General features: G+C 35.6%; 13 protein-coding genes. All 13 read right to left on the reverse strand.

Annotation, left to right across the window (positions count from 1 at the left end):
- Window positions 1-12 precede the first annotated feature (12 nt).
- The 13 genes from pstA to ftsA all read right to left on the reverse strand — a co-directional run bounded on the left by pstA (window position 13) and on the right by ftsA (window position 12,145).
- Complete coding sequence (gene pstA, locus AB8S09_RS00820) at window positions 13-903, reverse strand: phosphate ABC transporter permease PstA (protein WP_369868320.1); 891 nt, start codon at window positions 901-903, stop codon at window positions 13-15.
- Entirely contained in the window at window positions 900-1,793 is an 894-nt protein-coding gene (pstC, locus tag AB8S09_RS00825; protein WP_294180377.1) for a phosphate ABC transporter permease subunit PstC, read from the reverse strand. Before pstC ends, pstA begins: the two co-directional genes overlap by 4 nt.
- Before the next feature lie 73 nt (window positions 1,794-1,866).
- On the reverse strand, window positions 1,867-2,763 hold the full coding sequence (locus tag AB8S09_RS00830; RefSeq protein ID WP_294180376.1) for a phosphate ABC transporter substrate-binding protein: 897 nt from the start codon (window positions 2,761-2,763) through the stop codon (window positions 1,867-1,869).
- A gap of 167 nt (window positions 2,764-2,930) precedes the next feature.
- Window positions 2,931-4,652, reverse strand: coding sequence for a two-component system histidine kinase PnpS (gene pnpS, locus AB8S09_RS00835; protein ID WP_294180372.1), 1,722 nt, complete (start codon window positions 4,650-4,652; stop codon window positions 2,931-2,933).
- Between the two features lie 11 nt (window positions 4,653-4,663).
- Window positions 4,664-5,359 (reverse strand): response regulator transcription factor, encoded by a 696-nt coding sequence (locus AB8S09_RS00840; RefSeq protein WP_369868321.1) that lies wholly within the window; start codon window positions 5,357-5,359, stop codon window positions 4,664-4,666.
- Between the two features lie 27 nt (window positions 5,360-5,386).
- Window positions 5,387-6,100: a peptidoglycan editing factor PgeF gene (pgeF, locus tag AB8S09_RS00845; RefSeq protein ID WP_294180366.1), complete on the reverse strand. Its 714-nt coding sequence runs from the start codon at window positions 6,098-6,100 to the stop codon at window positions 5,387-5,389.
- Window positions 6,101-6,254: 154 nt separating this feature from the next.
- On the reverse strand, window positions 6,255-6,719 hold the full coding sequence (gene nrdR, locus AB8S09_RS00850; RefSeq protein WP_294180364.1) for a transcriptional regulator NrdR: 465 nt from the start codon (window positions 6,717-6,719) through the stop codon (window positions 6,255-6,257).
- A gap of 75 nt (window positions 6,720-6,794) precedes the next feature.
- Window positions 6,795-7,058 (reverse strand): YlmC/YmxH family sporulation protein, encoded by a 264-nt coding sequence (locus tag AB8S09_RS00855; protein WP_294180363.1) that lies wholly within the window; start codon window positions 7,056-7,058, stop codon window positions 6,795-6,797.
- 59 nt (window positions 7,059-7,117) lie between these two features.
- The gene (gene sigG, locus AB8S09_RS00860; RefSeq protein WP_294180361.1) at window positions 7,118-7,891 is read right to left on the reverse strand and encodes an RNA polymerase sporulation sigma factor SigG; all 774 of its coding nucleotides are present in this window, start codon (window positions 7,889-7,891) and stop codon (window positions 7,118-7,120) included.
- Window positions 7,892-7,964: 73 nt separating this feature from the next.
- Window positions 7,965-8,672: an RNA polymerase sporulation sigma factor SigE gene (gene sigE / locus AB8S09_RS00865; protein WP_294180360.1), complete on the reverse strand. Its 708-nt coding sequence runs from the start codon at window positions 8,670-8,672 to the stop codon at window positions 7,965-7,967.
- Window positions 8,673-8,725: 53 nt separating this feature from the next.
- Entirely contained in the window at window positions 8,726-9,523 is a 798-nt protein-coding gene (spoIIGA, locus tag AB8S09_RS00870) for a sigma-E processing peptidase SpoIIGA (protein ID WP_369868323.1), read from the reverse strand.
- Between the two features lie 209 nt (window positions 9,524-9,732).
- Complete coding sequence (ftsZ, locus tag AB8S09_RS00875) at window positions 9,733-10,845, reverse strand: cell division protein FtsZ (RefSeq protein ID WP_294180357.1); 1,113 nt, start codon at window positions 10,843-10,845, stop codon at window positions 9,733-9,735.
- Between the two features lie 19 nt (window positions 10,846-10,864).
- Window positions 10,865-12,145: a cell division protein FtsA gene (gene ftsA, locus AB8S09_RS00880; protein WP_294180356.1), complete on the reverse strand. Its 1,281-nt coding sequence runs from the start codon at window positions 12,143-12,145 to the stop codon at window positions 10,865-10,867.
- Window positions 12,146-12,210 lie beyond the last annotated feature (65 nt).

The raw sequence follows: 12,210 nt of genomic DNA on the forward strand, positions 1-12,210 counted from the left end.
TAGTTTCCCTCCCTATTTCTTACCCGTATAGGATTCATATATCTTCTTACCTATTATTCTTGCTAAAAAGTTAAATAACAATACCATAATTACCAGAACTGCAGATGCCTTATTGGCTATTTCTGCTGCATCAGGTACCATACCTTCCGAATTGAGTTTCCATATATAAACTGCCAAACTCTCCGCCGGCCTCATCACACTGAATGCCGAGCCGCTGTTTGTCAAACTGAAAAATGAGAAATTCAATTTAGGTGCAGTCATTCCGGCAGTATACAAAAGTGCCGCTGCCTCACCAAATATTCTTCCTGCTGCAAGTATAACCCCTGTTAAAATCTGGGGTATAGCTGATGGAAGAACAACCCTGGATATAGTCTGCCATCTAGTTGCACCAAGCCCAAGACTTGCTTCTTTCACAGGAGCTGCAGCTGCAGTTATGGCATTTTCACTTACTCTAGTTAAAGCGGGCAAATTCAAAACCGATATGGCAAGTGCTCCGGATAAAAGTGTGAACCCCCAGTGAGTTGCATTTACAAATATAAGAAGTCCAAACAGTCCAACTACAATGGATGGAAGAGAAGCCATGGTCTCTATACACAGCCTTATGGCATTTAAAAAGAAACCTTTTTTAGCATATTCAGATAAATATATGCCTGCACCTATTCCAAAGGGTACACTTATAATAAGTGAAACTACAAGCAGATAAAAGGAGTTAAAAAGCTGAGGGCCGATGCCCCCTCCTGCCTCTCCGAATTTTGCATCTCCAAACAAAAATGACGGCTTAAAAAAGCCTATTCCTTTAAACAATATATATCCTATCAGGGCAACAAGAAGAATCACTATAAAAGCCGTAACTGCATAAAAAATTCCCGTCCAAATCTTATCCTTCGTCTTGGCATCTATCATTTGATTTCACTTCCCTTTCCTATTGCTCTTATTATCAAAATAAATACAAAAGAAACTATCAAGAGAAACAGTGCCAAAGACCAGAGCGCATCATTCCATGCAGTTCCAGATACTGTATTTCCCATATCCATAGTTAAAATACTGGTAAGCGTAGATGTAGGGCTCAAAAGATTTTTAGGAAATTTTATTGTATTTCCTATAACCATCTGTACTGCAAGGGCCTCTCCAAAAGCTCTCGCAAGTCCAAGTACAACTCCTGTGAGTATCCCATTTTTAGCTGAGGGAACTATCACTCTGGATATAGTCTGCCATCTAGTTGCCCCCAATCCATAGGAAGCTTCCATATAGCCCTTTGGAGTGGTCCTCAGTGCATCTGCTGAAATGCTTGCTATAGTCGGCAGTATCATAACACTCAGCACCAATATGCCTGCGAGCAAGCTAAATCCTATGCCGCCAAAATTTCTCTTCAAAAACGGAATAAGTACGCTAAAACCAACCCAGCCATATACTACCGATGGTATACCTACGAATAATTCCAGAGAAGGCTGTAATATTTTAGAGCCTATTTTAGGGGAAATAAAATTCATAAACACAGCAAGTGCTATACTTATAGGTGCACTTATTATGACAGCTCCTATGGAAACCAATGTAGAACCTACAAAAAATATAGCGGCCCCGAGTTCAGGTGAATTACCGTCAGGAGACCAGTTTGAAGTAAATAAAAAATGCATCAAAGGGTATCCTCTCTTCACAAATGTATTCAAACCCTTCGAAGATATAAAAATTATTATGCTAAGGGTGAGAATTATGATCATAATACCGCAGAATGTTGCAAACCCTCTCCCAATATATTCATCTTTAAGCTTATTCATAAATGATTTTTTTTCCATACTAATCCAACCTCAACATTAAATTTGCTGGCCAACCTCTTAAAGCCAACCAGCAAAATATTTAAAGTAATTTCTATTTCATATCACCCATTGGTATATAACCAAGTTTCTTTATCGTATCTTTATTTTCACTGTTTAGTGTATAATCTATAAAGGCTTTTGCAACACCTTTTGCTTCTCCTTTTGTATACATGTGTTCATAGGACCAGAATGGATATTTCTTTGCAATTATATTTTCAGAAGTAGCTTCCACTCCTTCTATTTTCAGAGGTTTTACATTTGCCTTGACTGAATCTGTCAAATATGAAAGTGCAAGATAACTTATTGATCCCTGAGTGGTCTTGATAGCATTTTCAACATTACCGTTTGAATCCTGGGTTGTGCCGAGACCTTCTTTTTCATCTTTACCGCCCATTACAGTATCTTTAAATGTAGCTCTTGTTCCTGATGATTTAGTTCTGTTTATTATGTTTATCTTCATATCATCTCCGCCTACATCTTTCCAGTTGGTGATCTCTCCGGTAAATATCTTCTGTATCTGATCTTTAGTCAGGTTGTCAACTTTAACGCTGGGATTTACTACCACTGCAAAACCTATGGCACATACTTTATGGTCAACCAGCTGCTTTGCCTTACTTGCATCCAATTTTGACTCCGCCGTCACATCAGAATTTCCTATATCCGCCGTTCCCTGAAGAGCCAAATTCAATCCAGTACCGCTTCCGCCTCCCTGAACATTAACTGTTGCTTTAGAATTTTTTTGTGTGAATGTCTTTCCAAGTTGTTCTGCCAGCGGCTGAAGAGCTGTGGAACCTGCAAGTGTTATCGAACCTGAAACTTCCTCTTTCTTAGTATCATTTGCATTGCTTCCTGTACTGCCACTGTTACTTCCGCCGCAGCCTGCCAAAACTCCTGTTGCCAAAACAACAGACATGATCAGCATAAGGCCTTTCAAACCTTTTTTCTTCATAACTCCCTAGACCTCCTTAAAATATTCATATGTAATATTTACAAAATTTATTACTACATTGTTTATAATATCCCACTAAAGTTAATATATTATTATACGATTGTTAATTAAAATTAACATTCGAGATAAAAAAATAGGCAGTCCTTATTACCACTGCCTAAATTGAATCATTCGTCTAAATTTTTATTCAAATCTATGGGAATCCTAACTGTGAATTTGCTCCCCCTGCCAACTTCACTTTCAAGTTCTATGGTTCCATTAAAAGCCAAAACTATATGCTTTACTATAGCAAGTCCAAGTCCTGTTCCTCCCGCACTTCTAGATCTGGCTTTATCTACCCTGTAAAATCTTTCAAATAATTTTTTCTGGTGTACTTTTGAAATTCCAACTCCATTATCTTCTACGGAAACCAGATAGTCATTACCTTCAATATCCGTAGTGACATTGACTTTTCCACCATTGTCAGTATATTTTATTGCATTGTCTACTAAATTTATGATCATCTGTTTAAACCTATCAGGATCGCCCCATATTTCCGGCGCTTCGCAGAGCTGTTTTTTAATAGTTATCTGTTTTCTGTCAGCTGAATTTTTCATTAAATAGCATATATCGTCTATTATATGATTTGCATCTATTTTCTTAGATCTGTCCATTTTGCCATTTTCTATATGAGATAAGGTTAAAATATCATTTATCAATCTGGTCAACCTGGTCGCCTCATCGTTTATTATATTCAAAAATTTATTTTTATCCTTATCATCTTCCACATATTTTAATGTCTCGGCAAAACCCATTATAGACGTAAGAGGTGTCTTCAATTCATGAGAGACATTGGCAACAAATTGGGATCTCATGTTTTCCAATTTCTTTATATCCGTTATATCCTGAACCACAGCTACTTTACCTATTTTTTCCCTGCCGTTGATAATATATGCTCTTTTTACCCTGAGAATTCTCTCTTTGGGCCAGTGTATTTTAATTTCTCTATAATTATCTTCTTCATCCTTGAATATATCTTCCAGTTCAAAATCCCTTATTCCATCCAGTAAATCCTTCCCTATTATGTCCTTGTGAATTCCAAATATTCTCTCTGCATAAGGGTTTACCATTATTATCTTGTAATTCATATCCACGGCAATCACACCGTTATCCATACTTTTTAATATAGCTTCCAATTTATTACGTTTATCCATGGAATCTTCAAATGTAGCCTGCAGTTTATCCGCCATATTATTGAAATTTGCAGCAAGTTGTCCTATTTCATCTCTGGATTTTATTCTCACCCTGTTTTTAAAATTTCCTCCCGCTATACTAGAGGTGACATTTTGAAGTTTTTCAACAGGCCTGACTATGGATTTTGAAAGCTTTTCAGCAAATATCAATGATACCATAACTGAAAAGAACATTATAAGCACATAATATTTAAGATAATTCCCCTCGAGTCCTTTGATTGTCTGCATGGTAAGGGCACTTCGCATTATATACCCATCCCCAAATACAGTGGCAAAATACAGCGTTTTCTTACCTGTAGTATCACTGATCCTTATATCATAACCCATTCTATTTTTCCTAGCTTCTTTTACTTCCCTCCTGGAATTATGATTTCCCATACTCTCCTTGGAAGCTACAGAATCGCTGAGAACTTTACCGTGCTTATCTATAAGAGTTTCTCTTATAATATTGTCTTTAAATTTCTTTATGGGAAAATCATCTTTATTTTCCGGAAGCCTGTATTGAATCACATCTATTATGATCTGGTTATTTAATTTCAGAGTCTGTTTCAAGTTTTCAATATACTCGCGGTTCTCAATAATTACAAACAGCAAAGTGGTTATGAGCATACTGAATACAAGAGTAACCAGCATAGAGAGCATCAATTTTTTTCTCATTTTATCACCAACTATTCTTCCGAATTGAATCTATAGCCAATTCCTCTTATGGTTTCTATATATTTGGGAGCTTTGTCACCGTCCTCTATCTTCTGTCTCAAATGTCTTATGTGTACATCTATGGTTCTTGTTTCTCCGGCATATTCATAGCCCCATACTTTATCCAACAAAAAATCCCTAGTCATAACTCTGCCCCTGTTTTCTACGAGTATTTTCAGAAGTTCGAATTCCTTTAACGTAAGTTCAATTTTATGTCCATCTTTAACCACTTCATGTTTGTCAAAATCTACACTTATATCTCCGAAACTGTAGGTCTTATTTGTGCTTCTTTCTTCCAAACGCCTCAAGACAGCTTTTACTCTGGCTACCATTTCTCTTATGGAAAATGGCTTTGTTATATAATCATCTGCCCCGAGCTCAAGTCCCAGCACCTTGTCAAATTCTTCTCCCCTGGCGGTTATCATTATCACAGGAGTAGAAGATATTTCGCTGTCCTTTCTTATCTCCTTGCAGACTTCATAACCATCCAGTTCGGGCAGCATGACATCCAGCAGTATGAGATCAGGTTTTTCCCTTCTCGCTATTTTCAGCCCGCTTAAGCCGTCATTTGCCGCAATGGTCTTATATCCACTTTTTCTAAGATTAAATCCAATAAGTTCGCAGATATGCTCTTCATCATCTACTATCAATATTTTTCTCTGTAACATACATTTATCCTCCTTATAGACTAAAGTTTAATCCAAGTAAATAAATGAAAACATCCTTCCAGTACCCCTGTCTCTTCTATAAGAATACAACTGAAACTTCATATTACATGCTGTACAAATATCTAAATAATTTATATTTTCCCTCTTTATTTTTTTCCCCTCCAGCTGATACAGTATACATTTTTTTAAATCCAGGTTTCTACCTTTAAATATATCCTTGTCTCTATAAAAAGGTGTGTGTTTAAACTTATCCATAAGTTCCTCCCCTACTTCGTAACAACAGCTGTGAATATGAGGTCCCACACATATATGCAAATTTTCCGGTTTACTGCTGTATTCCTCTTCAAGTTTTTCAACAGCCTTAGAGACTATACAGGCAAGTGTACCTCTCCATCCACTGTGAACTGCAGCCACTACCTTTTCCCTTTCATCGTATATAAGAACAGGAACACAATCCGCATTAAAAACACCTACAGCCGTGCAGGGGCTATACGTAATTATCCCATCTCCGTCTTTTATTTCATCCTCGGGATTATACATGACAATTCTACATCCATGAACCTGATTTAGAAATCCTACATTTTTCAGTTTAAACCATTTTTTCAAGTTTTTAATATTTTTTCTTCCTTCATCCTCTGCTTTATTAAAATTTAAATTTCCCTTAGCTGTTGAAAATACTGCCTTTGCTCCCTTAAGATCTAAAATTATAAATTCATACGGCCCGATTGCAAGCTTTTTCATATTAATTACTACTCCTTTCTTAGAGCACTCAAAGTTATTATATCACGAATAAACACCACTAAGTCAACATTTCCAAATGGACATAAAAAAAGGATTGTTCTAAAATATACCTTAGAGCAACCTTTCATAAATATTTCTGACTGATCACATGGACTTACTTGTCTCCCTTATGGGAAATAAGATTCTTTATCTCCTCCATAAAGGTATTTATATCCTTGAACTGTCTGTAAACAGATGCAAACCTAACATAAGACACTTCATCCACCTTTTTCAAACGCTCCATTATCATTTCACCTATTTCAGAAGATCTTATCTCCGTGACCATTTTATTGTTTATCCTTTTTTCCACTTCATCTGCTATGCCTTCAATCTGTTTTCGAGAAACCGGTCTTTTTTGACATGCTTTTATAAGTCCGTTCAATATTTTATTTCTGTCAAAATACTCTCTATTCATATTTTTCTTTATAACAAGTATAGGTACGTTTTCAATCTTTTCATAAGTTGTATACCTTTTATTGCAATTAAGACACTCTCTCCGCCTTCTTATGGCCATATTATCATCTGTAGCTCTGGAGTCTACTACCCTACTTTCCCCGTATCCACAATAAGGGCATTTCAATTCAATTCACGTCCTTTGTATAATATATTATAACAATTATACACCTTTTCGTCTGGTATTTTTCAACTTATTTTTTCAATCCTTCTCTGATAATTTTTTTCCATCTATTAAAATCACATCCACTCCTATCTTTTTTATATCTTCCCAGGGCACTTCTACATCTTCGTTTTTGCTAAACAGAGACATTTTAGTGGTTTGAGAAGGCAAGACAATCGATATTATCCTGTGTTCATCACAATTTATTTTTAAATCCTTTATGAATCCCAATTTCGTACCGGTATTTATGTCTATAACCTCCATATCCCTTAAATTAACCAGGGAAAACAGATCATCTTCCATATTTATGTACACCCCCCATTTATATTCCCCATAAAATTGCTGTATTTATATTATAGATATCATATATAATTTCTCATATGCCTCAATGCAGTCTTTTCCAGTCTGGATACTTGAGCCTGAGATATCCCAATTTCATCTGCCACTTCCATTTGAGTTCTCCCATCAAAGAACCTCAAATTCAATATCAGTTTTTCCCTGTCGTTTAATTTTTTCATGGCTTCCTTTATAGCTATATTCTCAAGCCAATTTTCATCTGCATTTTTAGTATCGCTTATTTGATCCATCACATAAATGGCGTCTCCGTCATCGTGGTATATGGGCTCAAACAGAGAAACCGGATCCTGAATTGCATCCAATGCAAAAACAACTTCTTCCCTGGGTATTTGCAGCTCTTTAGCTATTTGAGATATAGTTGGCTCTTTGTTATTCTCCCTTATCAATCTATCTCTGACTTGAAGCGCCCTGTAGGCAATGTCTCTGAGTGATCTACTCACCCTTATGGAATTGTTGTCCCTCAAATATCTTCGTATTTCACCTATAATCATGGGAACTGCATAAGTTGAGAATTTAACATTTTGACTCAAATCAAAGTTATCAATGGCCTTCATAAGTCCTATACATCCTACCTGAAATAAATCATCTACATTTTCTCCCCTATTATTAAATCTCTGTATTACACTCAATACCAACCTCAAATTGCCTTTTATAAATTTTTCTCTGGCTTTATCATCCCCCTGCTGCATCTTTATCAAGAGTTCTTTCATTTCTTTTCCCTTCAAAACCGGCAATTTTGATGTATTTACACCGCAAATTTCAACTTTATTAATCATCATGCAATCAGCCCCTTTAGAATATATAGCATTTTAAGTATTTACTAAGAGGCCAAATTTTATACTAAAGACAACCCTATAACATTTTATTTATTTCTTTTTTCAACCTTTTTATTATTCTCTTTTCAAGTCTGGATATATACGACTGAGATATTCCAAGCAAATCCGCCACTTCTCTCTGAGTCCTTTCCTTTTTGCCATTTAACCCAAATCTCAAATTCACTATTTCCTTTTCTCTGTCGCTTAATTTTTTCATGGCAATAACCAAAAGCTGTTTATCCACTTCATCCTCTATAAAATTATAAACCACGTCATTGCCGGTCCCCAGAATATCAGAAAGAAGCAGTTCATTTCCATCCCAATCTACATTTAAAGGCTCATAAAAAGAAATTTCCGCTTTCACCTTGCTGTTTCTTCTCAAATACATAAGTATTTCATTTTCTATACATCGAGAAGCATAAGTAGCCAATTTTATCTTTTTTTCAGGATTAAAGGTATTCACCGCCTTTATAAGCCCTATTGCCCCGACAGATACAAGATCTTCAACATTTACCCCCGTATTTTCAAATTTTCTGGCTATGTAGACTACAAGTCGTAAATTCCTTTCTATAAGGGTAGATTTAACCTTTTCATTTCCAGATACCAGTTTTGAGACCAATTCCTCTTCTTCTTTTTTACTAAGAGGCGGAGGTAAGACGTCATTGCCACCTATATAATATATATCTTTTATTAGAAATTTAAATTTTACAAGTATCCTATTTAATAATATTTTTAAGTTAAGCATAATTATCCCCCACTATATCAAATGTTTTTTACTATTTATACAAGCGTGATTATTTAAATTATCCCTCTTGACAAAAGAGCATGATAATCACCCAGTTTACTTAATTTTTCCTGACAAATAGCTATTATAGCTTCCCTATATTTAATTTCCTTCCCAAAATCTATTCTCACCACATCTGCCTTAAATCCCTGAAGCTTTCCAATCCCGCCATTTATAACCCTGTACGGTATGTAAAACTTGGATTCCCCTTTCAAATCCATATTTTCAAACACGGAGCTTTCAACTATTATTACGGGAAGGTTTGTCACTGGTTCTCTAAGTTCATTTCCGGTGTCCAGAAAAGCTCTAACAGTTTTACATTTGTTCTTAAATACAATATCTATATTGTAAATCAATGTAAACAGCTTGTTCCTATCTTTAATATAGGCCACTAGCCTGTCAATGATCATGTACAGTACCATAAGTGAAGCAAAAAGCCACTGATAGGAAAAATTAATTATGACAGGGCCATCTACATAGGAATATTTGTTATATTGGATAAATATACAAAGTCCTGCCAGCAGCATTGAATAGAGTATAAACACCGACAATATCTTTAAATTGGTCACAAAACCCCTATTGCCAAAGGAAATATAAATCAATATGACTGAAACAATAATTTTGAAATAAAAGGCGGAAAAAAGCTCCAAGCCCGGATATATCAATGTAATTGTATATATACTGCCTATAGATGCTGCTAAAAACACAAACCGAAATTTCATTTTCAACTTGAGAGTTTTACCTGTAATATAAAGCAGGAAAAAATCTACTATTAAATTTATTAAAATCAGCAAATCTATATATACAACCAAATAGACAACCACCTCCACCCCTTTTTCCTTTAATTTACTTTTATTATATACCTATATATTTCAAAATTTTGTCATTTCTTAATTTATTTCAATATTTTTATTTTCTATAATATGTCATAAATTTTTCTTTTATTACTGCAGAGTTTTTTTAATTTCAGCTTTTATCCAAAAAAAATTCCAGCTGACATTAAATGTCAGCTGGAATTTTCTCATCGCTGCTTTTTCCTTCTCAAGAAAGCAGGTATCTCCAAATCATCTTCATCAAATTTATCGTATTCTGCAGAAGCTGCAGCTTCATCCCCTTTACTCTCTATGTCCTTATTCCTATCATCCGCCTTTGAAGATTTCTTTCCTTTGGTTTTACTGTTGTTTGATTCAAATCCCGTTGCTATTACAGTAATCCTTATTTCGTCTTTTATATTCTCATCTATTACAGCTCCAAAAATTATGTTTGCATCGGGATCTGCAGCTTCCTGAACTATCTCTGCAGCTTCATTTATCTCCAGCAGTCCGAGATCCTGGCCGCCGGTAATATTCAAAAGCACTCCAGTAGCACCTACTATCGAAGTTTCAAGAAGAGGACTTGATATAGCCTGTTTTGCCGCTTCCTGTGCCCTGCTGTCTCCATTTCCCTTTCCAACACCCATATGGGCTAAACCTTTATCTATCATAATCGTTTTAACATCTGCAAAATCCAGATTTACAAGCCCTGGTATAGTGATCAAATCAGATATACCTTGAACGCCCTGTCTTAAAACATCATCCGCCAATTTAAAAGATTCTATCAAGGTAGTTTTCTTGTCAACTACGGAAAGAAGTCTTTCATTGGGAATGGTAACCAGTGTATCAACTTTTTCTTTTAAATTTTTTATTCCCATCTCTGCATTGAGCATCCTCTTTCTGCCTTCAAAGGGGAAGGGCTTGGTGACTACTCCTACAGTAAGTATTCCCATGGATTTGGCCAATTCTGCAATTATGGGTGCAGCTCCGGTACCGGTTCCACCGCCCATGCCTGCCGTAATAAACACCATATCCGCTCCTTTTATAGCCTGGGATATTTCATCTTTGTTTTCCTCCGCAGCTTTTTGTCCCACTTCAGGATTGGCCCCCGCTCCAAGTCCCTTGGTAAGCTTATCTCCTATTTGTATTTTTTGTGATGCCTGTGAAAGCATCAATGCCTGTTTATCTGTATTTATAGCAATAAATTCAACATTTTTCAATCCCTCTTTTATCATTCTGTTTACAGCATTGTTCCCTCCGCCTCCGCATCCTATTACTTTTATTTGAGCAGACTGCTGAACATCAACATCAAAATCTAACACAATAACTCTACCTCCCTCATTAAAAAAAATCTGTAAAAAAATCTTTTATTCTTGATATAAATCCATTGGTCTTATTTTCGCTTTCCATTTCTTTCTCATTTTCGTCCTCGATTATATTTTTATAATCAGGTAAATTATTATTTTTAGATGGATTAACACCCGGTATATTTTTCAGTTTTATAGAATTAGAAACATCTTTTACTATACCAACTGCCGTAACATACAGCGGGCTTGCCGCCCCTATGTATTTAGGTATTCCGACTCTTACAAGTTTTCCTAGGACATCTTTTCCAAATTCCTCTATTCCATTTATCAGTGCCATTCCTCCACCTACTATGACTATTCCAGAAAGTTCATCATAGTATTCAGATTTACTCAATTCCCTATTTATCAAAGAAAACAGTTCTTCAACCCTGGCTTCTATAATTTGGTTTAAAATATTGCAGTCTACCTTTACTTTGTTATTATAGTTAGCATTAACTTCCACTTTAAAATTATCGTCAAAAGAATTTTCTGCCACACTTCCATATTTTATCTTAAGTTTCTCTGCTTCTAAAATAGGAATTTTCAGACAAACCGCAATATCATTAGTTATAATATCTCCTCCCAAGGGCAAAGTACTTATACTCTTTAAACTACCCCCTTTATAGATATAAATATTTATAGAATCTGAGCCTGCATCCACCAGGGCTATACCTCTCTGAATCTCTTCCTCTTTCAAAACTACACCGGATACGGCTATAGGCTCAAATACAACTCCAAGCACCTTTATCCCGGCCTTATTTACACTTTTAAAAATATTGTTAACTACCGTTGACTGTGCAAGTATTATCTGCGAATCCACTTCCAGCCTTAAACCGCACATGCCTATCGGATCTTTTATCTTATCGTAGCCGTCAATTATGTACTGTTGAGGTATTACCCCTATTATTTCTTTATCGTTTGGAATATTGATTATTTTAGATGCTTTTAATACTCTCTTTACATCATTTTCTTTTATTTCACGATCCTCTGAAGACACAGCAACCACTCCCTTGTTCCAGACAAGTTCGCTTATCCCTCCAGGTAAAGCTATATAGGCTTCCGTTATTTTAGTGTCTACCATTCTCTCCAGTGAACTTATACATCTTTTTATAGACTCCGATGTATTATCTATATCTACAACTATACCCCTTTTTACACCGATACAGTTTGAAGAGGTTATGCCCATTATCTGTATTTCAGAATGCTTGTCTATTTTTCCAGCAGCAGCACAGACACTGGAAGAACCTATATCTATGCCGACTATATATTCATTCATTAAAATATTTCCCTCCTTTGCATAAAGAGAACCATCAAAAATATATATTCAACAAAAAGTCTAAT

Source organism: Clostridium lapidicellarium, assembly GCF_041224415.1.
In the GTDB taxonomy this organism is placed as follows: Bacteria; Bacillota; Clostridia; order Clostridiales; family Clostridiaceae; genus Clostridium_B; species Clostridium_B lapidicellarium.

Excerpts from the sequence above, each read along its gene's own strand:
- pstA (WP_369868320.1), bottom strand. The coding sequence starts at position 903 with ATGATAGATGCCAAGACGAAGGATAAGATTTGGACGGGAATTTTTTAT.
- pstC (WP_294180377.1), bottom strand. The coding sequence starts at position 1,793 with ATGGAAAAAAAATCATTTATGAATAAGCTTAAAGATGAATATATTGGG.
- AB8S09_RS00830 (WP_294180376.1), bottom strand. The coding sequence starts at position 2,763 with ATGAAGAAAAAAGGTTTGAAAGGCCTTATGCTGATCATGTCTGTTGTT.
- pnpS (WP_294180372.1), bottom strand. The coding sequence starts at position 4,652 with ATGAGAAAAAAATTGATGCTCTCTATGCTGGTTACTCTTGTATTCAGT.
- AB8S09_RS00840 (WP_369868321.1), bottom strand. The coding sequence starts at position 5,359 with ATGTTACAGAGAAAAATATTGATAGTAGATGATGAAGAGCATATCTGC.
- pgeF (WP_294180366.1), bottom strand. The coding sequence starts at position 6,100 with ATGAAAAAGCTTGCAATCGGGCCGTATGAATTTATAATTTTAGATCTT.
- AB8S09_RS00855 (WP_294180363.1), bottom strand. The coding sequence starts at position 7,058 with ATGGAAGATGATCTGTTTTCCCTGGTTAATTTAAGGGATATGGAGGTT.
- sigG (WP_294180361.1), bottom strand. The coding sequence starts at position 7,891 with ATGATGATTAATAAAGTTGAAATTTGCGGTGTAAATACATCAAAATTG.
- sigE (WP_294180360.1), bottom strand. The coding sequence starts at position 8,672 with ATGCTTAACTTAAAAATATTATTAAATAGGATACTTGTAAAATTTAAA.
- ftsA (WP_294180356.1), bottom strand. The coding sequence starts at position 12,145 with ATGAATGAATATATAGTCGGCATAGATATAGGTTCTTCCAGTGTCTGT.